The sequence below is a fragment of the Acinetobacter bohemicus ANC 3994 genome (genome assembly GCF_000367925.1).
Lineage (GTDB): Bacteria > Pseudomonadota > Gammaproteobacteria > Pseudomonadales > Moraxellaceae > Acinetobacter > Acinetobacter bohemicus.
The window spans coordinates 1,076,337-1,102,017 of the sequence record NZ_KB849164.1 but is presented as its reverse complement, the minus strand read 5'-3'; the positions used below and the strand labels follow the sequence as shown (position 1 = coordinate 1,102,017).

The following is a 25,681-nucleotide window of genomic DNA, read 5'->3' as shown; positions in this document are numbered from 1 at the left end:
GATGAGCGAAATTAAAACCTTAGAAATCCCCAAATGGGGGCTGTCCATGGAAGAGGGCACCATTGCCCAGTGGCTCATCCAAGAGGGTGAACACTTCACCAAAGGGCAGGAAATTTGCGAGATTGAAACCACAAAAATCGTCAATGTACTGGAAGCGCCGTTCGAAGGTACATTGCGTAAAATTTTAGCAAAAAATGGGGATACCTTAATTGTTGGCGGTTTTATTGCAGTCTGCGCTGAATCGCAGGTTGCAGATGCGGAGATTGATGCCTTTGTTCAGTCTTTGGGTGGCACACCTGCAACTGCGGGTGCATCATCAAAAAGCGAAACAAAAACAGTTGCAGCCGTTGCGGAAAAAACTGCGCCAGTTCCGGCTGAAACTACAGCGCAAACTGTACCTGTGCAAAACAGTGCTTCAAAAGCTATAAAACCTGCTGTTCAAGGCGGCTATGCGATTCCTACAGCGCTACAAGGCTATCAATTGTCTGAAGATATTTTCGCAACACCGCATGCTTTAAGGCTGGCAGAAAAGCATAATGTAGATTTGGCAAAAATTACTGGATCTGGACGTGCAGGCCGTATTAGTGTCAGTGATATTCAAACCGCTGTTATCGCAGCTGGCGGTCAGTGGCCGGATATTCGCCATCAAGCCAGCGGTAAAGCGGTCAAATCGACTGCCGATGACAGCCAAATTGCCGCCACGCCAGTCGCGCGCCGCTTAGCTAAACAATGGGGCATCAATTTGCATGATTGTCGCACCTCCGGTTCGCGCGGCCGTATTTGCAAGGAAGATGTAGAAGCTGTTTATGCACGTGACAATCCAAGTGTGAGCCATACGGCATGTGAGTCTGCATCAGCCCCATCTACCGTAGTGACTACAATTGCCATGAATGGCATGCGCAGGGCAATTGCTGCACGCTTGCAGTCTGCGAAACGCAATGCACCGCATTTCCGTTTGATTGCTGATTTAAATGTCAATGCTATTCAGGCGCTACGCAGCCAAATTAATGCCACGGTTCCGCAGGTTAAGCTGTCGATAAATGACATGTTGATTAAAGCTGCCGCTGCTGCCTTGATGAAAGTGCCACAAGTCAATGTGCAGTTTGATGAAGAAAATCAGCAGATTTTACAATTTGAGCATGCCGATATTTCTATCGCGGTTGCCATTGAAAATGGCTTGATCACGCCGATTGTGAAAGCGGCGAATAAAAAGTCTTTAGCGGAAATTTCTGCTGAGGTGCGGGATTTAGCCACACGCGCCAAAATAGGAAAGCTTGCGCCAGATGAGTTTCAAGGCGGCAGCTTCAGCATTTCAAATTTAGGCATGCTGGGCGTGAAACAGTTTGATGCCATTATCAATCCACCACAGGGTGCTATTTTGGCCTTGGGTGCATCGGAGCAACGCACAGTGGTTGAAAATGACCAGATCGTGATCCGCCAGATGGTAACAGCAACATTGTCTTGCGATCACCGTGTCATTGACGGTGCTCTGGGTGCGAAATTTTTAGCAGCTTTTAAGCAGTTTGTTGAAAATCCTGCATTGATTTTGGTGTAGGAGATTGAACATGTCAGACATTCAATTTGATTTAATCGTCATTGGCGCTGGGCCGGGTGGCTATGTCGCCGCCATCCGTGCAGCCCAGCTTGGACTGAAAACTGCCGTGGTGGAAGCCCATCATTTGGGCGGCATTTGCTTGAACTGGGGCTGTATTCCAACCAAAGCACTATTACATGGCGCAGAACTTGCTCAGCAACTCAAGCATAGCCAGCAGTTTGGTTTTAGTGTCGGTACGATTGATTTTGATATGACCCAATTGGTGAAGCATAGCCGGCAAGTTTCCAGCCAATTGGTGCAAGGTATTGGTCAGCTGCTGAAAAAAAATCAAATCACGGTTTTTAATGCCAAGGCCAAGTTTACTGCAAAAGAACGCTTAGAATTGATCGATGCTGAGGGGAACAAGCAGCAGCTTTCTGCGCCGCATATTATTGTCGCAACTGGGGCGCATGCAGCGGCGCTGCCTCAAGTGCCGGTCGATGGAAAATATGTCTGGAGCTACAAAGAAGCACTGATACCAGAACAATTGCCAAAATCATTGTTGGTGATTGGTTCGGGGGCAATTGGCAGTGAATTTGCCAGTTTGTATCATGACTTGGGCTGTGAAGTCACTTTGCTGGACATTGCCAAGCAGATTCTGCCTACAGAAGATGCCGAAGTGGCGCAGTATGTGCAAAAACAGTTTGAGCAGCGCGGCATGAAAATTCTGACCGAAGCTACAGTGCAAAGTTTGCACATTCAGAATGAGCAAGTCACTTGCCAAATTGAAACAGCCGCAGGGGTACAGCATTTAACTTTTGACAAAGTGCTGTCTGCCATTGGCGTGCGGCCGAATTCTGCCGAGCTGGGTTTAGACAGTCTGGGGATTGAACTGGACAAAGGTTTTATTAAAACCGATCAATGGTGCAAAACCAATGTAGTAGGCGTGTATGCGATTGGCGATGTTGCGGGTGCGCCATGCTTAGCGCATAAAGCCAGTCATGAAGCCATTCTGTGTGTGGAAAAAATTGCCGGTATTGCCAGTGTTCATCCGCTGGATCGTACCCAAATTCCGGGCTGTATTTTTACCCATCCACAAGTGGCCAGTATTGGCTTAACTGAACAAAAAGCCAAAGCAGCGGGTTATTCAATCAATATTGGCAAATTTCCATTTCAGGCCAACGGCAAAGCATTGGCTTTAGGCGCCAGCGCTGGATTTGTCAAAACCATTATCAACCATGAAACAGGCGAATTGCTGGGCGCGCATATGGTTGGGCACGAAGTCACCGAGCATATTCAAGGTTTTGCAATTGCCAAGTATCTTGAAGCCACCGATGACAGTTTGGCTCAGGTGATTTTTCCGCATCCGACATTATCTGAAGCGATGCATGAGTCTATTTTATCTGCCATGCAGCGCGCGATTCATATTTAAAACCATAGGTTTTTTTAGGGCCTGATCGGAACGCGTAGCGTTTTAGTTAGGCCCTGAATAAGCCCATCCACAGCACTTAAATCACATTTAAATAACATTAAATAGTGCTGCCGATTTAGGCAGCCAAGCAATAAATTGGGAGCAGCTATGAAAGCAGCGCGTTTTTATGATCAAGGCGATATTCGCATTGAAGAGATTCCAGAACCGCAAGTGACCGCAGGCACTGTCGGCATTCAAGTGGCTTGGTGCGGTATTTGCGGGACTGACTTGCATGAATTTATGGAAGGCCCCATTTTTATTCCACCGTGTGGGCATCCGCATCCCATTTCAGGTGAGTCTGCGCCGATTACTATGGGCCATGAATTCTCTGGCGTGGTCTATGCGGTTGGTGAAGGCGTAGATGATATTCAGGTTGGACAGCATGTGGTGGTTGAGCCTTATATCATTGCCGACGATGTACCGACAGGACCGGAAGACAATTATCATCTGTCAAAAAATATGAACTTTATTGGCTTAGGCGGGCGCGGTGGTGGCTTGGCTGAAAAAATTGCAGTGCAGCGCCGCTGGGTGCACCCCATTTCTAATGACATTCCATTAGATCAGGCGGCGTTAATTGAGCCTTTGTCGGTTGGGCATCATGCTTACGTTCGCAGTGGTGCAAAAGCTGGGGATATTGCTTTGGTCGGCGGTGCAGGGCCAATTGGCTTATTGCTCTCCGCCATTTTAAAAGCCAAAGGCCTAACGGTGATCATTACCGAACTGAGCGCCAAACGGAAGGAAAAAGCCAAAGAAGCCGGTGTTGCCGATTATGTGCTTGATCCATCGGAAGTTGATGTCGTTGCGGAAGTCATGAAAATTACCGCTGATCGTGGTGTTGATGTGGCCTTTGAATGCAGCAGTGTCAATAAAGTGTTGGATACTTTGGTGACTGCAATCAAGCCGACAGGCGTGTTGGTGATTGTTTCGATTTGGAGCCATCCAGCTACAGTCAATGTCCATAGCGTAGTGATGAAAGAGCTGGATATCCGCGGCACAATTGCCTATGTCAATGATCATCAGGAAACCATTAAATTGGTTGAACAAGGCAAAATTAATTTGGAGCCGTTTATTACCCAGCGTATTGCGCTGGATGATTTGGTTTCGGAAGGTTTTGAAACGCTTATTCACAACAATGAATCGGCAGTTAAAATTATTGTTCATCCGTAACGGATTAAAAAAGGAAGATTAAAGCGCGTCAAACAAGCTATGGCTTAAAAAGTACAGCAAAATGAATAAGCAGTGAGGATTTGACGCAAATAAACTGCAATACAAAAGGAATGTATTATGCCAAGAGGTTTAAGCAATAAAGTCGCTCTCATTACAGGTGCAGCACAAGGGATTGGTCGTGGTATTGCCTTACGCTTAGCGCAAGAAGGTGTACATTTGGCTTTGGTAGATTTATCAGCAGATAAATTAAAAAAAGTGCAAGCTGAGGTTGAAGCATTGGGGGTAAAAGCGACAATTTTTAATGCAGATATTAGTCAGCTAGAGCAAATTACCCAAGCCATTCAGCATACTGAGCAGCAGTTGGGTGGCTTCGATATTATGATTAATAATGCGGGGATTGCTCAAGTGCAGGCAATCAGTGATGTGAGTCCTGAAGAGTTCCGCAAAATTACTGATATTAATGTTGGAGGCGTGTTGTGGGGTATTCAGGCTGCTGCCAAGAAGTTTATTGAACGTAAGCAAAAAGGGAAAATTATTAATGCCGCCTCTATTGCAGGGCATGATGGGTTTGCTTTGTTGGGTGTATATTCCGCGACTAAATTTGCAGTACGTGCATTAACGCAAGCGGCAGCAAAAGAATATGCCAGTCATGGCATTACAGTAAATGCCTATTGTCCGGGTATTGTGGGCACAGAAATGTGGGTGGAAATTGATAAGCGGTTTTCTGAAATAACAGGTGCACCGATTGGTGAAACCTATAAAAAATACGTTGAAGGGATTGCTTTAGGTCGAGCGCAAACACCCGAAGATGTGGCGGCACTGGTTGCATTTTTAGCCAGTGATGATTCGGACTATATTACGGGTCAATCCATTTTAACCGATGGTGGAATTGTCTATCGTTAAACGTGAGTTACAAACAACAGCCCGTTGTATTTGCATCATGATGCAGCTGGTTAAACGACAGCTAAGCATTAAAATCCAGTTTTTTACACCATGCTCACCATGATTTTTGTTGTTAATCCACAATAATTTAACCAAGCTTGAGTCAATGCCTTAACTCGGAATAGGCAAAGGAAAGTGGGGGATAAAAATAACGGGACAGAATCATGCGGATTTTTTTAAATGGCGTAGCAAAACAGATTATTCATAAAAGATTACTCACAGTAATCTTTTACAACTGATTCAGGATTTACCACTTGAGGGTAAGCATTTTGCTGTTGAACATAATCAAAGGATTATTTCAAAATCTCAACTTCAACATATTCTTTTGCAAGATCAAGATTATATTGAAATTATTCATGCCGTAGGTGGCGGTTAATTCGGAGCGTACATGGAAGACGACACACTTATTCTTGGTTCAAGAACATTTAAGTCACGTTTATTGGTGGGAACTGGGAAATATCAGGACTTAAAGGAAACCGATTTGGCCATTCAAGCCAGTGGTGCAGAAATTGTTACGGTGGCGATTCGCCGTGTCAATATTGGCCAACATGCTGACCAGCCCAATTTATTGACAGTTCTTCCACCAGACAAATATACCATTTTACCAAATACAGCAGGGTGTTTTGATGCGCCGAGTGCTGTGCGTACCTGTATGTTGGCGCGTGAACTGCTTGATGGACATAATTTGGTCAAACTTGAGGTTCTAGGTGATGAAAAAACACTTTATCCAAATGTCATAGAAACGCTAAAAGCTGCACGAACATTGATTGATGATGGTTTTGAAATTATGGTGTATACCTCGGATGATCCAATTGTTGCGCAAGAACTAGAAAGCATGGGCTGTGTTGCAATTATGCCTTTGGGGAGTTTAATTGGTTCTGGGTTGGGGATTTTAAATCCACATACGCTTTCAATTATTAAAGAAAATGCCAAAGTTCCTGTATTGGTCGATGCCGGTGTGGGAACAGCAAGTGATGCTGCTATTGCTATGGAGCTAGGCTGTGATGGTGTACTCATGAACACTGCAATTGCGGCAGCACAAAATCCTGTACTGATGGCATCGGCAATGAAAAAAGCTGTTGAAGCTGGGCGTGAGGCTTTTCTTGCTGGACGTATGCCACGTAAACGTATGGCGAGTGCCAGTTCACCTGAAACTGGCTACTTTTTCTATAATAGAAGTTGAATTATTTGGGGCAGCATTGCATTAATTTCAGCAAGTCAGTCATATATAAATATGACTGACTTGCTTGTTTTAATATTTAGCTTTTAGTGTTAACAGGAAACTTCTTGGTTCGCCATAAAAGTTTCCATAGCCGGAGGTGCCAATCGTGCTGTAATATTTCTTATCAAATATATTATTAGCATTTAAAGAAATATTCAGGTTAGGATTGATTTCATATGCTGTCCGCAATGACCAGACCGCATAGGCTTCCTGTGCAAACTGATAATCAATCATAGGGTTGCCGTATTGATTGGTTACAGGGTCGTATGTTGGTACTCTGCCGGACTGGAAGCTTTTACTCTGCGCATTTACCCCGCCGCCAATACTTAAGCCTTCAAGAAATTCTGAAAACTTATAATCTGTCCATATTTTCAATAAATGTTTTGGCGTTAAGGTGCTGAACTGCGCATCATTCTCTCGGCGGTCTTCATTTTCATTAAATGTATAGCCGAAAGAGATATTCCAACTGTCGGTAATTAAACCATTCAATTCAACGTCAAAGCCTTCACTGCGCTTACTTCCGGCGGCAACATAACAGCACCATGAATTGCTGTTGGCAATAGACTGCCAGCCTAAACTTACCGCTTCATTGTCTTTTTTAATTTTAAAATAAGCTAAAGAAGCCAGCAGCTTCGGCGTTAATTCAGTTTTTATGCCGAATTCCAGATTACTGCCTTCAACCGGCATTAATGATGGCCCTGTCTGCGTTTCCAGATATTTTCCTTGCGGCGTATAAATTTCTGCGAAGCTGCCGTAAATTGTAGTATTGGCAAGCAGGTCATAAGTTAAGCCATAATAAGGCGTAAATTTTTTATCTTCCTTATATATTTTTTTATTACCTGTATTGTGGTTTTGTATCTCAATTTCATCTTTAAAAGCGTAGCGCCCGCCTAATATCACTGCAAGTTTATCCGTAGGCTTAAGCTTTAAAGAACCGTATCCGGCTGCCGTGTCGCTTTTATTGGTGCTGTTTGTTGTCCATGAATTTGGTGGATAATCCCACTCAGGCGGTGGCGCAGGGTTAAAGGGATTACCTTTGCCGTACGAAGTCCAATTTTGCTTGTAATCTTTGGTATTGTATTTTGAATCCAGACCTATAATTAGTTCATGCTGCTGTCCCAGCCAGTCAAAGCTTCCCTGTAAATTTGCATCAGCAGTAAATTCTTTAAATTCCGTATCATCCTGATAGCGCCACCATGTAGATTCTAAAGTCTGGTAGTTGACGGCATCTTCCATTTCCGCGCCGTTAATGCCGTCATCCCCCATGTTGTAGCGTAAGTTTAAGCGGGTCTTCCACTGGTCATTCAGGTCATGTTCAAGGTTGGCGAAAACGGCAATATTTTCTCTTTCCATCCAGCTCCACGGCGCCCCCATTGTGGTGCTGCGGGAAAATCCGATATCTGCGCCATCTTGCCAACGCGGTAAACTGGCATTAAAGGCATCGGTTTTATCTTTTTGGTAACTGGCTCCTGTAAACAGGCGGGTTTGCGGCGTTAAGTCAAAATTAAGCGCACCATAAAGCATTTCACGGCGGTTATGAGTCGGTTTATAGAAAAAGTCCTGATCCTGAAGTACTGCAACTGCACGCCCTTGAATAGTCTGATTGGCATTTAAGGCGCCGGTTGCGTCCAGTTCAGCTCGGTAGTTATTCCAGCTGCCTGCTGACAGCGCTGCCTGATAAGCCGTTTCTACCTGAGGCCGTTTATGACTTAAGTTGATTACCCCTCCAGCTTCACCAGCGCCAAAGAGGCCATCGGCGCCGCGCAGCAATTCAACAGCATCATACTGCGCCATGTCTGCACTGTTATTTCGATCCTGAATATCGGATACGCCGCCGCCGTCGTAACGAATATTCTTAATTGTTAAGCCACGCGAAGTGTAGTTGTTATTTAGCCAGAGTTGTTCTCGTGTCACACCTGTGGTTTGTAGCATGACATCATCTAATGTTTTTAAACCTTGTTGATCCATACGTTCACGCGAGATGACCGTTACAGATTGGGGCACTTCTTTTAAATTTTGTGCTAACTTTCCGACATTAACCATATGTTTGTCAGAAGCTGCAACCATTGAAATAGTGGGTAATTGAGATACCCCCAATTCATTTTTGCTGCTGGATACGAGGTTTTTATTGCTTAAATTGGCCGCTTGGCTATGAATTGGTGCTAATTGAACAACTTGAGCATCTTGATGTGCAGTAGTAACTTTAGCTTGAATACTATATCCACCACTGGCTATTTTTACTGGCTCTAAGTGATGTGGTGCTAACAATAATGCTAAAGCTTGCTCAGTTGAATAGTGACCGTTTAAGCCCGAACTTTGCAATTTAGAAAGAGTAGTGGAATCATAGCTAATGGTAATACCCGATTGAATGGCCAATTCTGTTAGAGCTTGATCAAGTGATTTTTTTGCAATCGAAATATTATGCTCAGTTGCTGCATATATAGATGTTGTTGTCATGCTACATACAGCGAGTGGCATGCCTAAAAAAATTGCACGGATAGCAAGAGCCAATGCATTATTTGCTCGATATTCCTTCATGAGATTTCTCGTTTGAGAGTATGTTTCTCTATAAGTCGGACAAGAGCAAATAAAAGCTCATTTATTATGTAGTTTTTTTTAATTTATAATTTAATCAAATTAAGATTTTAGAGAGCAAAGAATAGGCACCCAAAGATGCCTATTTAATAATTCTTAGATTAGCATTTTAATCGTCTTATCATTTACCAATCATATTTTAACCCAACTCTAAAATTGGTGGGTGCACCATAATAGCTATTACCTGTTGTTAAATAATATTTTTTATCAAAAATATTATTTAAATTTAAGTTTGCTGTTAGATTATTCGTCATTTTATAGCGCGCCATTAAATCGACAACGCTGTATTCACTTTGTGTGAATTTTCGATCTACAGAATGGATTTCACTTTGCCAACGAATACCACCACCTATTGTGATTGCTTCATCCAAGTAAGGAAGTGTATATGTAGTAAAAATTTTGGCTGTATTGCTTGGAATATTTGGATTTAATAAATTTCCCTTACTATCTTTGCTTAAATTTCGAGAAAAACTGCTCGAAATTTGCCAAACGTCACTTAATTTTCCAGTTGCCTCTAATTCAAAACCGCGCGTTTTTGTTCCAGATTCGGCTCGGTAAGCTTGGGAACCATCTGGAGCAAGCACTTTAGAACCATTTGGATTGTCGGGAATAGCAACCGCTAGATTATCTTCTTGAGTTTCATATATTGCCGCGCCTATATTTAATTGATCATCAAAAAAGGCACCTTTAATACCAATTTCAGTACTATTTCCCTCTAATGGATCGATATAATCGCCAGCCAAAGTTTTTCTATCTTGAGGTGAAAAGATATTGGTATAGCTTGTATAAGCTGACCAATAATCATTGAAATCATAAACAAGACCGATATAGGGAATAATTTTATTATTTTCTTGTCGCGTCGTCGTGGTAATTGTATTTTCTTTATAATTATTATTTTCTTTTTTAAGTTTCCAATTTTCTAATCGTGAACCTACCAATAATGCCAAGTCATCATTCAATTTAAAGTGAGCAGCTGCAAATATTGATGAGCTTGTATTATTTTCTTTTGTCCAACCTACAGCAGGATTGTAAGGACGGCTAGGCGTATTACCATCCCATTCATAAATATTTTCAATCGTTCCACTCCATCCATCAATCCACCAATTGGTGAAGTAGGGCTGACTATTACTACTTTTTGTTAAGGTTGAACCCACAACAAGGTCATGAGTTTGCCCCAATAAGTCAAATGAGCCATTTAATGTGATGTTGAATAAATTTTGGATGGGCTTATATGCCCAATGGGTTGAATAAAGTGAAACACCGCTTCCAGTGTCTTTATTGGGTGTTCCACCACTGGCGTAACCCACCAATTCATCTGACTCTGTAATAATATGCGCTAAAGATGTTTTTAATTTCCAATGATCAGACAATTGATGATTCACATCTGCAAATATTGAAGTGGTTGCTCTGTCAGAATATGACCAATTGGGTGCAGCTGAATCAGAGCGCGACCAGTTTGTCCGTGTTCCATCGCTATTAAACGCGGGTAACCCGCCACGTGCTTGACCTGTGATATAAATTTGTTGATAACTTAAACCTAAACTGGCTTGAGTATTTTCAGTTAGATCTGTTTCAACAACACCATAAGCAATTTTACGTTCTTCATTAAAACGATCTATATAGGAATCTGAATTTTGATAAGCAAAGACTGTACGCCCCCGAACACTGCCTGAGTCATTAAGCGGGGAAGACACATCCAGATCGGTACGGTATGAATTCCAAGAACCGACATCTGCACTTACAGACGCTTTAAAGTCTGGTAATGGTTTCTTTCTGACCATATTAATACTGGCACTCGCTGTTCCAGCACCGGTCATTAAGCCTGTTGAGCCACGAACCACTTCAACTCGGTCGAAAAGAGCGGTATCTTGGCTTTGAAAAATAGAAGAATACGTACTGAGTAATTTCACCCCATCGAGTAAATAACTATCAACACTTTTCCCACGTGCATAGATGGGTGAACTATCTGACCCTACATTACCCGATTGATTCACAGTCAAACCAGCGACTTGATTGGCCACGTCAGTAATTTGAGTTAAGTTTTGATCATCCATTTGTTGACGTGTCATGACACTTACAGATTGTGGTGTTTCTTTTAAACTCAGTGTCAAGCCTGTTGATGCAGTGGTTGCTTTTGCCGTATATGAACCAGAACCTTCGGTTGTTAGAGACTTTCCTTGATTTGCCGTTAAAGAAATGGTTGCTAATTGTGCCGAATCTGTTCCTGTAACTGAACCTTCATTTGCTTGATGTTGATTGGGAATTTGAGATTTTGCAGGATTGGTTTTAGCTTGAATGCTATAGCCGCCACTCGCTGTTTTCACGGAATTTAACTGATGCGGTTGCAGTAATAAAGCCAATGCTTGATCTACAGAATAATTTCCCTTAAGAGCTGTACTGTTTATTTTAGACAGGGAAGCGGTGTCATAGCTAATGATTATTCCTGTTTGAATAGCGAGCTGTTTAAGGGCTTGGTCAAGGGAGGTATGAGCAATAGAAATAGGATGTACATTGGCAGCATAAATAGCAGTGCTGGTAAAACTGGTTACAACCAAGGGCATTCCCCATAATACTGCCCGTATAGCCATTGCCAAGGTACTTTTTGCCTGATAATCCTTCATGCGCTTTCTCGATTAAGAGTGTATTTCTCTATAAGTCGCATGTAGCAGGAAAAAAGGTCAATTTTTTATCTTTTTTTAATCTTCAAAAGATAAGGACTATAAAAATTCAGGTCAAGTTGATGTGTATAAGCTAATGTTTCTAAGCTTTGCTGTGTATTTTTTAATGAGAAAACACCAGATACAGGTATCGCTTTAAGATCTTCATCCAGAAAGTAAGTTCCTTTCCTGTAACGATATAGTTCAGATAAAACTTTTTCTAAGGGCCATTTTTCCACCACTAAAAGTCGTTGAGTCCAATAAGGACGATCATTTTGAAGTGCGATTGATTTCGAAATATAGTTGTCATCAAAAACCACACGATGACCTTGTTGAATAATATGAGTTTCTGCCAGCTGATCGGCATGTATGGCGACAGCATGTTGATAAACACTTACTTTTGTTTTGTGACTATTTTCCTGACGAACCGTAAACTGTGTACCTAAAGCTTCAACTTGACCATCCTGCGTCTCCACAATAAAAGGACGGTGCTTTTTTTGATCCTTCGCGGTTTGAATATAAATTTCACCTTCTATTAAGTTGACCTGACGTTTTTGTGTTGAAAATTGAATCTTGACATAACTGTCACTGGATAAAATCAGTTGTGAACCATCTTCTAAAAGTACGGATTTAATTTCACCCACTTCAGTATGATAATCCGCTTGCCATTTTGCCCACGGAAAACAAGATGCCATAAATCCAAGAAAAAAGAGTCCAGAAAAGCTAAATAAGATATTTCTTTTAAGTGCTGAATGAAATTTTTTTTCGGAACTCACCAAAAGTTCAGGTTGAAAGTTTGAAGGAAGATTAGATAGGCCGTGCGTCAGCCTTTCAATTTGCTGAATAGCTAAGGCATTTTGTTGTTTTTCTGCTTTCCATTGCTCGAATTGTTGAAGTTGCAGTTCAGTGACTTCGCCTGAATGCAACAAGACCAGCCAGTCTGTAGCTTCATCTATAACATGTGCGGGAATGGGCTGAGAAGCAGACATAAAGACCAGTGCTAAATTGAATTAATGCTCAGAATTATAAAGATTTATACAGGCGAGAAAAGCCTGTTTCATATCACGTTTTACAGTTGCTTCAGAAATATTTAATTTTTCAGCAATCGCGTAATAGGTCAGCCCATCCAATTGTGACAATAAAAAAACTTGAGCTGTACGTTGTGGAAGTTTTTCTAGCATTACATGAACTTGATATAATGTTTCGCGAATACACACTTCATGCTCAGCAGAGGGATAAAATTCTTCGGGTAAATGAGCCAGTGCTTCTAAATATAAACGTTCAATATGTTGACGACGCCAATGGTCAATAATCACATGTTTTGCTATACCCATTAACCAAGCTTGCGGTTCTTTAATACTGGTAAAACAATAATTACTTTTTAAAGCACGATAAAAAACTTCCTGACTTAAATCTTCTGATTGATGGTGATGCTGAAGTTTATGCTTAAACCAAGACAATAATGTTGTTTGATGTGTTTGATAAACATGGCTCAGCCATAGCTGCTTTTGTACATTCAGATTCATATTTTTGCCTATTGGCTTGGCGACAACAATCCTAAAATTTGTACTGAAAATTAGGAGGTAACGATTTACTTGATAATCTTAATAAGAATCATTCTTAAACGCAACAATTAAAAATTACAAATCGCAACATTTATGATGAGCTGTTTTTTTATTTCACTCGTCTTAGTAGTAAATGCCCGTAATGGCTATACAGCAATTTCTGCATGTCAGTAGTGAAAAAATAAATGAAGCCCGTGATTTCTAGACTTAATGATCAGCAGCGCTACCGCTTTATGGTACTGCTGCGTATTTTGCTTGCCTCCTTGGGCGGTTTTTGTATTGCCAACTTAACCGTGCCAGTGGTTGGACTAATGTTTCCAGAGCAATTGGCGCTTGCGGTATATGCTGGATTGCAGCTGAGTTTTGTGGTGTGGCTGATTTTTATTTTGGCCATATTCAGTATTAAAAATGCATTGCATGCGTTCTGCCTGACTTTAGGCTGTATTGCGGGCCTAGGTTTGTTGGCGGTATTACTCAAGCCGTGGGGAACACTATGAAGGAAGGGTTTCGCCAATGTATGGCTTGGCTGCATACGTGGACTGGCTTGGTGGTCGGTTGGGTATTGTTCTTTGTGTTTTTAACTGGAACAGCAGGTTATGTGCAGATTGAACTGACCCGTTGGATGCAGCCGGAAAGGGCTATGCAGGTTGCAACCGTTCCAGCGGAAACAGATCAATTGGGTAAAGCCTATGCTTATTTGAAGCAACTGCCGGAAGCACAGCAGGCTGAGCGCTGGGGCATCAGCTTACTGTCAAATGCGCGGGGCTGGGATGAATTCTCCGTGAACTGGTCGCTGCCTGCGCAGGAAGGCCAGCGCTACGGTGAATACCGCACTCAAGTTCTGGATGTGAACAGTGGGCAGCCGCCGGCGCAGCAGCTCAAGCCGCGAGAAACGGGCGGCGGAGATGCGCTGTACCGCATGCATTATGCTTTGCATTATCTGCCTTATGACTGGGCTATCCGCATCGTCGGGATCTGCACCATGTTCATGTTCGTGGCGATTATTTCCGGCATCATCACCCATAAAAAGATTTTCAAGGACTTTTTCACTTTCCGTCCCGCCAAAGGCCAGCGTTCATGGCTGGATGCGCACAATGTCATCAGCGTGATCGCTTTGCCGTTTTATTTGATGATCACTTATAGCGGGCTGATTTTCTTTGCCAATGCCTATATGCCGTTCGGCGTACCGATGGTTTACGGTTTTGGCGAGAAAAATTCAGAGCGCTACTATGCAGAACTGTATCCCGGCGCGCGCTTTGGCACCGATGCATCAACCGCTGCGCAGCCGATGGGGCAGAGCGCACAGCATTTTGTTCCAATCCAACCTGTATTGCAGCAGGTGCAGCGGGAATGGGGAGCACATCGCATCGGCAGCGTGAATTTCTATCCCGCCAAAGGGGATGCGCCTGCCAAAGCCGAATTCTATCAAATTAGTCATGACAGTATTGCCAGACAGCGCACCTCGCTGAGTTTTGATTTATCCAACGGGAAAAAAATGACTGACAATCCGTCCAATCAGGACAAAGCGCCCATGCAGTTTGCCTTGGCTGTGCTGGGGCTGCATGAAGGCTCTTTTGCTTCACCGCTGATCCGGATTCTGTATGTCATTACCGGACTGTTGGGCACAGCGATGATTGCGACCGGTTTGGTGCTGTGGACAGTAAAGCGCAGGCCAAAACAGCTGAAAGCCGAACGCATGAGTTTTGGCCATGCGCTGGTAGAGCGCTTGAATATTGCCATGATTGCGGGGCTTCCTTTAGCGATTGCAGTGTATTTTTGGGCCAACCGCTTAATTCCGGTGCATCTGGCCGACCGGGCTGCTTGGGAAATCCACAGTTTATACATCACCTTGGCACTGAGTTTTCTTTATGCGCTGTGCAGGCCGATTGCGCGCGCTTGGCTGGAAATTCTGAGCGCTGCCTCTCTGGCTTATCTTCTGCTGCCGCTGCTGAATGCGCTGACGACGGAACGGCATTTGGCGGCTTCGCTGGCGCATCAGGATTATGTGCTGGCCAGCATTGACCTAGGCTTTCTATTTTTGGGCGCTGTTCTAGCTTGGGCTGCTTATAAAGTTTGGCTGAAACGTGAAGCGATTCTAAAAAAACCGGCAGCCAAAGCCAAGCGCCTACCAAAACAAGCTCCGGCTGCTGCAGTTCAGGCCAGTGAGGAGCTGCCATGAGCCTTGATGCAGTCAATATTTTAACCGCCTGCGCGCTCTGCTATTTGGGTATGTTCGCATTGAATCTCGCTATGGAGCGCAATGCCAAATTAGTCCTGAACCGTGCGCTTTCTTTCAGACTGGCCAAGTTCAGCTCTGGCTTGGGCTGGTGCAGTTTACTTCTTGCACTGTGCGCCGGCATTTTGGCATGGGGATGGGCGGTCGGCATGACGGCATGCTTCGGCATTGCCACTGCGGCCGCAGGCTGCATCGTTTTTATTCAGTCTTACCGGCCTCGGCTAAATTTACATTTTTCTGTAGTCCTGCTGTGTCTGGCGCTTGGGCTGCAATTTTTTCGAATATATGGGTAAGCGTTGTTCATGAGTGATCTAACTGAAAATTTAAACCGCCAAAAAAAGCCTCTTGCCCCTAAATTTAAATATTTAACCGGATTAATTCTTATTCTGGCTTTGGGTGCAGGCTATGGGTATTGGGCAGCTGCATCCTCCAAGCCTACAGAAGAGTTCAGCCAATGGAGCAAGCCTGTTCCCGTGCGGGTCGTTGCGGTCGAGCGCCGTGATTTAAATGTCGAACTGAAAGCGATTGGCACGGTTATTCCTGCGCATACGGTGAATGTTCAAAGTCAGGTTTCAGGCGTATTGCAGCGTATTTATTTTCAGGAAGGCCATTTGGTTGCCAAAGGCCAGCTGCTGGCGCAAATAGATCCTGCGCCTTTTCAGGTAGAACTGGCTCAGGCACAAGGCACGCAGCAGCAAAATATGGCGCAGCTGCGCAATGCGGAAACTGAACTGGCGCGCTATCAATTGCTGTTTAAGCAGGACTCGATTGCCAAACAGCAGGTGGAGCAGCAGCAGGCTTTGGTGAATCAGCTGAAAGGGCAAATTCAGGCCAATCAGGCGCAAGTGGATGCCGCGAAACTGCAATTGTCCTATACCAAAATTTATTCCCCGATTGCAGGGCGGGCTGGATTTAAGCAAAAGGATGCCGGCAATTTAATTCAGGCCAATGAACAGGCCGGCTTAGTCACGGTGACGCAGGTTCATCCGATTTATGTGCAATTCGCAGTGGCGGAAAACTATTTAGACACCTTGCGCGCAGCAGCCGGCAAAGGGCAGAAAGTACAAGTCAGCGCATGGGACAAAGCAGAGCAAAAGCAATTGGCTTTAGGACAGGTGCAGGCTTTGGATAACCAAATTGACCTTAATACCGGGACATTAAAATTAAAAGCGGTGTTTGATAACCGCGATGATGCGCTGTTTCCGAACCAGTTTGTCAATATCCGTCTGAATGCCCAAACCATTCAGGATGCGGTCAGCATTCCGAATGATGCCATTCAGCATGGCGCAAAAGGCACCTATGTCTATGTGATCAACACAAAAAATAAAGCTGAAATGCGCATGCTGAAGCTGGGCGTGACTTCACAGAGCCAAACCGAAATTTTAGCTGGACTAAATGGCACCGAGCGTGTGGTTTTAGAAGGCATCGACCGGTTATCAGATGGGCAGGAGGTGCAAATTGTGCAGGAAAATCCGCAAGCTGGCTTAACTCCGCCGGCAGCTGGATAAAGCATGAATATTTCACGTTTCTTTATTCTGCGCCCAGTCGCCACAGTATTGCTGATGCTGGCGCTGCTGTTCAGCGGGCTGCTAGTCTGGCGTCTTCTGCCTGTTTCCGCCTTACCGCAGGTGGATTATCCGATTATTCAAATTTACACTTTCCAACCCGGCGCCAATCCGGATACGGTGCAGCGCACGGTGACGGTGCCGTTAGAGCGTGAAATGGGTAAAATTGCTGGCTTGAAGCAAATGTCTTCAGCCAGCTCGGTCGGTGCATCGGTTATCACGCTACAGTTTGAACTGAGCGCAGAATTGGGCGTGGTCGAGCAGGAAGTGCAGTCAGCGCTCAGCACGGCCAGCAGCAAACTGCCCGGTGATTTGCCGACACCGCCGATTTACCGCAAAGTCAATCCGGCGGATGTTCCGGTCATTACGCTGGCGGTCAGTTCCAAGACTTTGCCGCTCACCACAGTCTATGACATGGTGGATACGCGGGTTGCGCAGAAACTGTCGCAGCTTTCTGGTGTCGGCATGGTCAGCCTTGCCGGCGGACAGCGCCCAGCCATACGGGTACAGATGAATCCTGCTGCGCTGGCGGCTTATAAAATGAGCGCCGAGGATGTGCGTACAGCAATTAATGCGGCTAATGCCAATCAGCCCAAAGGCAGTTTTGACGGGCCTTACCGCACCACCATGCTGGATGCCAATGACCAGATCCGCTCTATTGCGGATTATGAAAATCTGATTCTGCGCTGGAACGGCGGCGCGCCGATCCGCCTGAAAGATGTCGCGAAAGTGATTGAAGGCAGTGAAGACCGCTATATGGCGGCATGGGCAGACAGCCAGTCCGCTATTTTGGTCAATGTGCAGCGCCAGCCAAATGCCAATGTCATTCAGGTGGCTGATCAGATTAAACAGGTTTTGCCGGAATTGCAGCGCAATTTGCCTGAAAATGTGCAGATTAGGGTGCTGACAGATCGCACGGAAAGCATCCGCAGCGCGATTCAGGATGTGCAGAAAGAGCTGGTGTTTGCGGTTTGCCTTGTGGTGATGGTGACGTTCCTGTTTTTAAGAAACCTGTCTGCCACTATTATTCCGAGCATTGCCGTGCCCTTGTCAATCATCGGTACTTTTGTGCTGATGCATTTTCTTGGCTTTTCGGTCAATAACTTGACGCTGATGGCTTTAACCATCGCCACAGGATTTGTGGTGGATGACGCGATTGTGATGCTGGAGAATATTGCTCGGCACCGCGAATCTGGTGAAAGTTTATTGCAAGCAGCGCTCAAAGGGTCGAGGGAAATTGGATTTACCCTAATCTCTTTAACCATCTCGCTGATTGCTGTGCTGATTCCATTGCTGTTTATGGGCGATGTCGTGGGTCGGCTGTTCCATGAATTTGCCGTGACTTTAGCTGCGGCAATTGGCTTATCGCTTGTGGTGTCACTTACCCTGACCCCAATGATGTGCGCTTATTTGCTCAAAGATGCAAAGCATGCACCGCGCCGCAGCCGCTGGAGTCTGGATTGGATGATTCAGCGCTATGGCAAGGCACTGCAGTGGGTATTCCGGCATCAGGCGCTGATGCTTACGGTGATGCTTGGCACCGTGGTTTTGGCTGGCGCATTGTACTGGGTAATTCCTAAAGGCTTTTTCCCGGTACAGGACAGCGGCGTCATACAGGTGGTGACCGAAGTGCCGGATGATATTTCCTTTGCGGCCATGAGTGAACGGCAGCAGGCGCTGGCCAGCCAGATTTTAAAAGACCCTGCGGTTGAGAGCTTATCTTCATTTATCGGCATTGATGCCAATAATCCTAAACTCAGCAATGGGCGCATTCTGATTAACCTGAAAGCGCATGCCGAACGTGACAGTGCGGATCAGGTCATGGCGCGCCTGAAACAGCAGTTCAGCCATGTGCAGGGAATTAAAGGCTGGATGCAGCCAGTGCAGGAGCTGAGCATTGAAGACAAAATCAGCCGGACGCAATACCAACTGAGCTTAACCGCAGCCAAAGATGAAGATTTGCAGCAGTTCAGCCCGCTCTTTGTTGAAGCCCTGCGGCAGCAGCCGGAGTTCTCGGACGTGGCCAGTGAAGACGGCGGTCAAGGCCTGCAAGCCTTTATTGATGTCAACCGTGATGCGGCTGCGCGTTTAGGCTTGAGTATTGAAGATATCAGCCGCGCCTTGCAGAATCTGTTTGCGCAGCGCCAAATTGCCACTTTATATACGCAGGCGAATCAGTATCGCATTGTGTTGGAACTTGACCCTAGCTTGACGCAAGGCATTGATGCGCTAAATCAAACCTATATTCAAAATTCCAGCGGCGAACCAGTGCTGCTCAGTTCTGTGGCTGCAATTGCGCAAAAGCGCACTCCCGTTCTTTTGCAGCAGCAGGCGCAGTTCCCCGCACATAGCGTGTCTTTCAATTTAGCACCGGGAATTTCCCTTGGTGAAGGCATTCAGGCCATTCACCGTATTGAAGATTCTCTGAATCTGCCGGCGGAGGTCAACGTGCAGTTGCAGGGCGCAGCGGCGGCCTTTGAAAACTCATTACAGCATACCTTTTGGCTGGTACTGGCGGCCATTGTAACCATGTATCTGGTGTTGGGTATGCTGTATGAAAGCTTTATTCACCCAATTACCATTCTTTCGACCTTGCCTTCGGCGGCTATTGGTGCGCTGCTGGCGCTGTTTATGGTCGGTCGCCCGTTGGATATGATTGCCTTGATCGGCATTATTCTGCTGATTGGCTTGGTCAAGAAAAACGGCATTATGATGGTGGATTTTGCCTTGGCAGCGCAGCGCAATGAAGGCCTCTCAGCGCAGCAGGCGATTTATCAGGCCGCTTTAATGCGCTTCAGGCCCATCCTGATGACCACGCTAGCTGCACTCGTCGGCGCCATTCCGCTCATGCTGGCTTCAGGTTCCGGCGCTGAACTGCGCCAGCCTTTGGGCATTGTGATGGTGGGCGGCTTGATTTTAAGCCAGCTCTTGACGCTATTCACCACACCAGTGGTTTATCTGTTCTTTGACCGCTTGCAGCGGCCGCAAAAGGCCCAGCCAGCGGTGCCAGCCATGAATGAAACGGGAGATGCACCTTGAATCTGCTCTCCGTTTTTATTCACCGTCCGGTGGCCAGTGTTTTATTGGCAATCGCGATTGTACTGCTGGGTATATTGGCCTATTTCCGTTTGCCAGTTGCGGCTTTGCCGCAGGCGGATATTCCAACCATTGTGGTTCGGGCCAGCTTGCCGGGAGCCAGCCCTGAAAGCATGTCGGCTACGGTCGCCACACCGCTGGAACGTGCCATGATGGGTGTTTCTGGGGTAAAAGGCATTAATTCATCTAGCAACCAAAGTGCAGCGCAGGTGGTGCTGCATTTTGATTTGGATACTGACATCAATGAAGCAGCGCGGGAAGTGCAGGCCGCCATTAATGCAGCCATGCCTCAACTGCCTTCTGGCATGCCCAGTCCACCTGAATATTTCAAGATCAATCCAAGCCAAAGCCCAATTTTTTATCTGGCATTCAGCTCAAAGCATTTATCGGCCGGCAAGCTGTATGAAATCGCCAGCAACCAGTTGCAGCCAGCTCTGGCGCAAATCAGCGGTGTTGGCGATGTCAGCATTGACGGGGCATCCATGCCGGCAGTGCGGATTAGCTTAAATCCGAATGCGCTGATTTCACAAGGCGTATCGCTGGAGCAAGTCCGTGAAGCAGTGGTCAAAAGCAATGTGGTGCAGGCTTTGGGTGTGGTAGAAACTCAGCAGCTGCGCTGGCAGGTGGCGCTCTCAGCCAATTTGCAAAATGCGGCAGATTTTGCCAATTTGGTCATCCATCAGCATGGCCAGACCGCCGTTCGCCTTAAAGATGTAGCCGAGGTTCAGGACGCTGTAGAAAACCGTTATGTCAGCGGTTTTCATAACGGCGAACCTGCGGTCATTATCAAAATCAGCCGGCAGCCGAATGCCAATACCGTGGCTGTGATTGAAAAAATTAAACAGAAACTGCCGCAGCTGCGTTCGCAGATTCCTGCCGATGCGCAGCTCAGCATTGTGATGGATGGTTCGGAAGTGATCCGTGCTGGACTGAATGAAGCGCGTGATACTTTACTGTTTTCGATGCTGCTGGTGATTATTGTGGTGGCATTGATGCTGGGGCGCCTGCAAAGCGCGCTGGTTCCAAGCATTGCGATGCTGGTTACCTTAATTGGCGCGTGCAGCCTGATCTATTTGGCCGGTTTTTCGCTGAATAATCTCTCCATTATGGCGGTGATTGTAGCAATCGGTTTGGTGGTGGATGATGCGATTGTAGTGCTGGAAAATATCGAGCGCCACATTGAACAGGGGGAGCCGCCTGTGCAGGCTGCGCTCAAGGGCATTCAGGAAGTCGGCATGACCTTGATTGCCATGAATCTGGCTTTGGCGGTGATTTTTATTTCCGTACTGTTTATGGGCGGCGTGATTGAGCGGCTGTTTAGGGAGTTTTCCTTAACGCTGGTATTTATCGTGATTTTATCGGTTTTTATCTCGCTGGTGCTTACGCCAAGCTTGTCAGCGCGCTGCTTGAAACCACTTGAAAATGCTAAAAATAATGCTTTATACCGCATCAGTCATAGCTGTATGCAGAAGCTCAGCCAAGGCTATTTGCATTCCTTAAAATGGATGATCGGGCATAGCTATGTGGTGATTTTACTGTGGGGCGGCGCCATTGCAGCCTCGGCCTATCTGTATCAGGCGCTGCCGAAACGGGTACTGCCCGAACAGGACACTGGACGCGTTGAGGCGTTTATCCGCGGCGATGACGGATTTTCTTTCCAGATTATGCAGCCGAAAATTGCGGCGTTCAGCCAAAGCCTGTTAAGCGATCCGGCAGTCAAGGATGTGATTGGCACATCGGGCGGTGCAGGCGGAACCACCAATTCCTTTTTAATGGTGAACCTTAAGCCCAAGGCAGAGCGTGACGGTAAAGCCTCACATGAAATTGTCGAGCGGATAAAGCAGAATGCGCCGTGGCAGGCTGGCGCGGTTTTTTCAGCATGGGTCGAGCAGGAACTTGAACTGGATGATCCATTTTCCAGCGGCAGCGGGCAAGATCATATGCTGCTGCTCCAGTCGGATAATGTTGCGCTGCTGCGTGAATGGGCGCCAAAAGTTGCCCAAGCGATGCAAAAGCTGCCACAGCTGGAAGAAGTGGAAACTATGGGCGATGAAGGTGCGCAGCATGTCACGCTGGATATTGACCGTGAAGCAGCGCGGCGCTTGGGCGTGGATATTGAAAGCATTTCCAGCGTGCTGAATAACTCATTCTCGCAGCGCCAGATTTCCACGATTTATGATCAAAGCAATCAATTTCATGTGGTGATGGAAGTTGATCAGCATTTTACCCAGCAGCCGGAATCACTGGCCAATGTGCAAGTCCCGAATCAGCAGGGCGAATATGTGCCGCTCAGCAACTTCGCTGCATGGTCTTATGGCATTAGCAATGACCGGATTTACCGGCGTAATCAGTATGCTGCCATGGGCATTGGCTATGTGGTGAAGCAAGGCTACAGCGCTGAACAGGCGGATGCAGCCATTCGCGGCATTTTGCCGGAAATTATGCTGCCGAATGAGATTTTCATGACCGCAGACAAAGATGTAGAAGCTGAAAGCCTACAGGCAGGATTAAGTACGCCATTGCTGGTTCTAGCGGTGATTGGCCTGATTTATATTCTGCTGGGGGTGACATATGAAAGCGTGATTCATCCCCTGACGATTTTATCCACGATTCCCGCGGTCGCCTTAGGCGCATTGCTGACGCTGCGGCTGTTTAATTTTCAATTCACCTTAATTGCATTGCTGGGCATGTTCCTGCTGATCGGCATTGTGGTGAAGAACGCCATTCTGCTGATTGATTTTACCCTACAGGAACGCCGTGCAGGAAAATCTGCCCGTGACGCGGTGCTGTCGGCAGCGGCTTTGCGCTTCCGCCCGATTTTAATGACCAATACAGCGGCTTTGCTGGGCGCTATTCCTTTGGCATTCAGCTGGGGCGAAGGTGCAGAACTGCGTCAGCCTTTAGGCGTGGTGATTACCGGAGGCTTGGCGCTAGGACAGCTGCTGACGCTATATACCACGCCAATTATGTATCTGCTGTTGGAAAAAATGGCGCAGCGATTGCAGCGTTTGAATATAAAGAATGCCTTGAGCTTAGGAAAATAGGAATAAAGTGGGATGCAAAATTTGTTCTATAAAAATGCGGTTTGCCTTAGCGGCTTAATGATATTGACCGCATGCGCTTCAACCGCTGTTGTGCGACCGCCGGAATATCAGGCGCCTAAGATTCAAGTAGATGAACAGTATAAATATGCCAGTTTAAACTGGACAGCAACTGGCGCGTTGCAGCCAGTTGGGGCGGACTGGTGGCAGATTTATCAAGACCCTATGCTTAGCCAGTTGATGCAGCAGCTGAATCAGGAAAATTTAAGCTTGCAGCAGGCGGAGGCCCGTTTCCGCTACGCCCATGGATTGCTGCAACAGCAGCGTGCTGCCCGCCAGCCGAGTTTGGCGCTGAATGCTTCTGCAAACCGCAGCGGCGGCAAAAATACCGCTTCAAGCGGTCAATTTAGCAACGAAATTCAGGCCAGCTGGATCCCGGATGTATGGGGGCGGGTGGCCAAGGCCATAGAAGGTCAGCAGGCCAATTTTGAAGCTGCTGGAGCAGAATTGCAGGCGGTCAAATTAAGCCAACAGTTGTTAGCCACAGAAGCCTATTGGAATATTCGTGTACTGGATGCGCAAATCAATATTCTTCAGCAAACGCAGCAAAGTTATGTCCGTTCAGTGCAGATTTTAAAGAATCAATATACTGCGGGGATGATTGCACGTGCAGATGTCATACAGGCCGAAACCCAGCTAAAACAGGTGCAGATAAAGCGAATAGAAACGCAAAGAGAACGTAATTTGCAAGAAAATATTTTGGCTATTTTACAAGGTCTGGGCGTTGCTCAATTTCAGTTGGCGCCACAAAAAATAGTGTTTCAAGTCCCAGCGCTGCCGACACAGCTTCCGAGTCGTTTATTAATACAGCGGCCTGATGTGCTGCGTGCTGAACGTGATCTAGCAGCGACTCATGCACAGCTGGGATTGGCGCAAACGGCATGGCTGCCGGATGTCAGTATTGGCTTGAACAGCGCCATGAACAGCCAGATTTTCAGTCAACTGTTCCAATCTCCACAGTATTTATGGTCGGCGGGGCTGAAAGCCGCTGCGGTGCTGTGGGATGGCGGCAAAAGAAAAGCTGACATCGCTGCAGCGCAAGCAAATTATGATGAAAAATCCGCAGCCTATAAGCAGGCTGTACTGACAGGCTGGAAAGAAGTGGAGGATGCGCTGATGCAGTCTGCCAGTTTCAGGCAGCAGCAGGCGGAGCAGGCTAAATTGTCTGCGCTGGCTACAGAAAATGAGCGAGTCGTTACACAGCGCTATAATACAGGTCTAGTAAGCTATCTGGAAGTGGTGAGCGCTCAGAATTTAAGACTGCAAGCCGAACAGGCAGCTTTAGAACTTAAGCAATTGCAGCTTAAAAATACAGCACAATTAATTGCAGCATTAGGTGGAAATTACGCTTTGTCTTAATGCTATTTTTAATAAATAGAGTCTGTTGCTATTTCAGACATAGATTGAATTTTAGTTAATCTTAGGGCACAAGTGATGTCTGTACACATTCAAAGTACAGTATTGATGCGTAAATAGAATCTTTTATAGACAGAGCGCCTAGGCGCTCTTGATTTAATAAAGTTTAACTATTGAACCTCAGCTAAGAGTGCTTGCGCTGCCATTTTACCCAAAGTATTCGATGCCAATGGGCTGTCTCCGGTAATTAACTTACGGTCTTGAATACACTGCCCAGACATTTCTTTATTGACCACTTCGACACCCAACTTTTCTAAGCGATCTGCTAGTAACCAAGGTAATTCGCCCGGCATATAACCAATATCTAGGTTTGCCCCTTGATCCAGTGCATCGGGGAAAACACACATTTTATAACCTTTAAAAATATAGTTTTCGGGTGCTTCATTGAATGCCGCTGCCAATAAACCTGCTGGCCCATGACACAAAGAAATGACAAATTTATCTTTGGCTACTGCCCACTTCAGTAAGGTTTTAAGGTCTTCACTTTCTGGTAGACCAATTAAAGCCCCATGTCCACCGGGAATGAGAACAGCCAGATAGGGCGAGTCGTCCCCTAAACTGCTTTTCAATACATCTGCCAGTTTTAAGGGTTTCTTAAACTGCGCTAAGTATTTTTGGAAGGTTGCAGGCACGACAGCATCTTCATGTGGCATCGCCCACATTTCAAGTTTAACGGGATTGCCCGATAAGGTCGCAATATCAATGTCAAAGCCAGCACGGTCTAAATGGTACATCGGCAGTAAAGTTTCCACTGGATGATTGCCTGTAGAAAAAAACTTACCATTTTTCATCAATAAATAACGTTCATCGCTTGCAACCATCAGAATTTTTTTATGCCCAATATAAGGCGTTGGATAGTCTGTTCCATCAAAATCAGTTTTACTGGCGGTGTATTGGGAAAGTGAATAGGGTGAAGGGAAAAAGGCATTATCTTCAGCTAAGTCAGGGGTTGGATTACGGTCTGGGCTGGTCTGTGCCATGCTGATTCTCCTTTGTTATTGCTTGGTTATTATCAATTTTGCGAAACCTAGAGTTCTGTACCACAGCTTATCTATTTAGCATATCAAAGTTTCAAAGTGGCTCTGTTTTAAGATGTAAATGTATTCTTTAACTC

The 25,681-nt window shown here is 45.9% G+C and carries 18 protein-coding genes; 13 read left to right on the top strand and 5 right to left on the bottom strand.

Annotated elements, in window-relative coordinates; all coding sequences use genetic code 11:
* The first annotated feature begins 1 nt into the window (after nt 1).
* From F994_RS05100 to F994_RS05080, 6 genes are all read left to right on the top strand, one after another.
* Nucleotides 2-1,555 carry a 2-oxo acid dehydrogenase subunit E2 gene (locus tag F994_RS05100; protein WP_004649076.1) on the top strand — a complete coding sequence of 518 codons (1,554 nt, stop codon included), beginning with the start codon at nt 2-4 and terminating at the stop codon, nt 1,553-1,555.
* A gap of 10 nt (nt 1,556-1,565) precedes the next feature.
* On the top strand, nt 1,566-2,966 hold the full coding sequence (gene lpdA / locus F994_RS05095) for a dihydrolipoyl dehydrogenase (protein WP_004649075.1): 1,401 nt from the start codon (nt 1,566-1,568) through the stop codon (nt 2,964-2,966).
* Nucleotides 2,967-3,113: 147 nt separating this feature from the next.
* Entirely contained in the window at nt 3,114-4,172 is a 1,059-nt protein-coding gene (locus F994_RS05090) for a 2,3-butanediol dehydrogenase (RefSeq protein ID WP_004649074.1), read from the top strand.
* 117 nt (nt 4,173-4,289) lie between these two features.
* Nucleotides 4,290-5,075: an acetoin reductase gene (locus F994_RS05085; RefSeq protein ID WP_004649073.1), complete on the top strand. Its 786-nt coding sequence runs from the start codon at nt 4,290-4,292 to the stop codon at nt 5,073-5,075.
* Nucleotides 5,076-5,325: 250 nt separating this feature from the next.
* A complete protein-coding gene (thiS, locus tag F994_RS17130) occupies nt 5,326-5,490 on the top strand; it encodes a sulfur carrier protein ThiS (protein WP_407636533.1) in 165 nt (54 codons plus the stop codon).
* Nucleotides 5,491-5,502: 12 nt separating this feature from the next.
* Entirely contained in the window at nt 5,503-6,297 is a 795-nt protein-coding gene (locus F994_RS05080; protein WP_004649072.1) for a thiazole synthase, read from the top strand.
* Nucleotides 6,298-6,366: 69 nt separating this feature from the next.
* Here F994_RS05080 and F994_RS05075 read toward each other — a convergent pair whose 3' ends face one another.
* From F994_RS05075 to F994_RS05060, 4 genes are all read right to left on the bottom strand, one after another.
* Nucleotides 6,367-8,874 (bottom strand): TonB-dependent siderophore receptor, encoded by a 2,508-nt coding sequence (locus F994_RS05075; RefSeq protein ID WP_004649070.1) that lies wholly within the window; start codon nt 8,872-8,874, stop codon nt 6,367-6,369.
* Nucleotides 8,875-9,056: 182 nt separating this feature from the next.
* Entirely contained in the window at nt 9,057-11,552 is a 2,496-nt protein-coding gene (locus F994_RS05070) for a TonB-dependent siderophore receptor (protein WP_004649069.1), read from the bottom strand.
* A 65-nt stretch (nt 11,553-11,617) separates the two neighbouring features.
* The gene (locus tag F994_RS05065) at nt 11,618-12,577 is read right to left on the bottom strand and encodes a FecR family protein (protein WP_004649068.1); all 960 of its coding nucleotides are present in this window, start codon (nt 12,575-12,577) and stop codon (nt 11,618-11,620) included.
* A 21-nt stretch (nt 12,578-12,598) separates the two neighbouring features.
* A complete protein-coding gene (locus tag F994_RS05060) occupies nt 12,599-13,114 on the bottom strand; it encodes a sigma-70 family RNA polymerase sigma factor (protein ID WP_004649067.1) in 516 nt (171 codons plus the stop codon).
* A 224-nt stretch (nt 13,115-13,338) separates the two neighbouring features.
* On the opposite strand from F994_RS05060, the gene F994_RS05055 reads away from it, so the two are divergent.
* The 7 genes from F994_RS05055 to F994_RS05025 are packed head-to-tail and all read left to right on the top strand — an operon-like array spanning nt 13,339 to nt 24,510.
* The gene (locus F994_RS05055) at nt 13,339-13,650 is read left to right on the top strand and encodes a hypothetical protein (protein ID WP_004649066.1); all 312 of its coding nucleotides are present in this window, start codon (nt 13,339-13,341) and stop codon (nt 13,648-13,650) included.
* Nucleotides 13,647-15,332, top strand: coding sequence for a PepSY-associated TM helix domain-containing protein (locus F994_RS05050; protein ID WP_004649065.1), 1,686 nt, complete (start codon nt 13,647-13,649; stop codon nt 15,330-15,332). The genes F994_RS05055 and F994_RS05050 overlap by 4 nt, the downstream gene beginning before the upstream one ends.
* Nucleotides 15,329-15,682: a DUF3325 domain-containing protein gene (locus tag F994_RS05045; protein WP_004649064.1), complete on the top strand. Its 354-nt coding sequence runs from the start codon at nt 15,329-15,331 to the stop codon at nt 15,680-15,682. The genes F994_RS05050 and F994_RS05045 overlap by 4 nt, the downstream gene beginning before the upstream one ends.
* Nucleotides 15,683-15,691: 9 nt before the next feature.
* Nucleotides 15,692-16,897, top strand: coding sequence for an efflux RND transporter periplasmic adaptor subunit (locus F994_RS05040; RefSeq protein WP_004649063.1), 1,206 nt, complete (start codon nt 15,692-15,694; stop codon nt 16,895-16,897).
* Nucleotides 16,898-16,900: 3 nt separating this feature from the next.
* A complete protein-coding gene (locus tag F994_RS05035; protein WP_004649061.1) occupies nt 16,901-19,993 on the top strand; it encodes an efflux RND transporter permease subunit in 3,093 nt (1,030 codons plus the stop codon).
* The gene (locus F994_RS05030; RefSeq protein ID WP_004649060.1) at nt 19,990-23,094 is read left to right on the top strand and encodes an efflux RND transporter permease subunit; all 3,105 of its coding nucleotides are present in this window, start codon (nt 19,990-19,992) and stop codon (nt 23,092-23,094) included. Before F994_RS05035 ends, F994_RS05030 begins: the two co-directional genes overlap by 4 nt.
* A 12-nt stretch (nt 23,095-23,106) precedes the next feature.
* On the top strand, nt 23,107-24,510 hold the full coding sequence (locus tag F994_RS05025; protein ID WP_004649059.1) for an efflux transporter outer membrane subunit: 1,404 nt from the start codon (nt 23,107-23,109) through the stop codon (nt 24,508-24,510).
* A 167-nt stretch (nt 24,511-24,677) separates the two neighbouring features.
* Here F994_RS05025 and hchA read toward each other — a convergent pair whose 3' ends face one another.
* Entirely contained in the window at nt 24,678-25,547 is an 870-nt protein-coding gene (gene hchA, locus F994_RS05020; RefSeq protein ID WP_004649058.1) for a glyoxalase III HchA, read from the bottom strand.
* Nucleotides 25,548-25,681: the final 134 nt, after the last annotated feature.